At 29.4% G+C, this 303-nt stretch carries 1 protein-coding gene; it reads right to left on the bottom strand.

The genetic code is table 11. The annotated features are described in order from the left end of the window. On the bottom strand, positions 1-303 hold a 303-nt coding region (locus SB822_RS56120; RefSeq protein WP_410858980.1), incomplete at both ends, for an immunity protein YezG family protein.

Here is a 303-nt window from a genome sequence, read left to right on the forward strand (position 1 = left end):
TCCCTAGATGCTCGTATGCCCAAATTGCTTCTCTTTCTGATGAATACATTCCTTGGTTCAATACATCTTCGTAATCTAAGTCTAAAGAGAATTTTCCATTTGCATCTAATTTTAGAGTTAGATTTGTCCATTTTTCTGGATTAATTAATTCATACGCTTGTTGTAGCTCTTCAAATAAATCATGTAATTTTATTAAATACTCGTTATAGATTGATTCACTTACAGTATGATCTTCAGGTATATTATGTGAGTAACGATATTCATTTTCACCCATTAATTTATAATAAAAATTAATCTCTGCAG

It is taken from the genome of Paraburkholderia sp. SIMBA_054 (assembly GCF_046534875.1).
Classification (GTDB): Bacteria; Pseudomonadota; Gammaproteobacteria; order Burkholderiales; family Burkholderiaceae; genus Paraburkholderia; species Paraburkholderia hospita.